This window comes from Rhodopseudomonas sp. BR0G17 (assembly GCF_010907025.1).
In the GTDB taxonomy this organism is placed as follows: domain Bacteria; phylum Pseudomonadota; class Alphaproteobacteria; order Rhizobiales; family Xanthobacteraceae; genus Rhodopseudomonas; species Rhodopseudomonas palustris_H.
Genome location: NZ_QUML01000153.1, coordinates 1 through 440, shown reverse-complemented (window position 1 = coordinate 440; position 440 = coordinate 1). Strand labels below are relative to the sequence as shown.

1 protein-coding gene is annotated in these 440 nt (G+C 54.3%); it reads right to left on the bottom strand.

The genetic code is table 11. From position 1 onward, the window contains the following. The coding region (locus DY467_RS25630) for an AraC-like ligand-binding domain-containing protein (protein ID WP_502706461.1) at positions 1-440 on the bottom strand (440 nt) is incomplete at both ends.

Below are 440 nucleotides of genomic sequence, written 5' to 3'. Positions count from 1 at the left end.
ATCAAAAGCAATCTGGTCAAAGTGATCGATTCGAACTCCGAAAGCAGATTGCGATGAAAAGGATCGCCCACCGCATCGAGCTCACGCGCGGCTGCGAAGATCGGTCGACGTATGAACTCCATAAATCGTTGAGCCGCCGCGCTCGGCCGCTCGAATTCGATTTGCTCATCTATTTCAGAACCGCAGAGGGCACTCAGTCGCCGCTTTAGAGCCTTCGGATCAACTCTGAGCGCTAACGAGCGGTAGCCATGGGGGTGGAACTCGGTAGCTGGACGTCCTTCGGGAAGAAAGTAGCCGGCATCGCCGTCCGATACCTCGACATCAACGGCCTCGACTTTGATCCGGCTTGTTTGGCGGGTCTGGAAGACCAAGCGGATATAATCGACCGCCCCAAATTTAAAGGTGGCGGAGAAATCGCTAAAGAGAGAGAACATCGATAG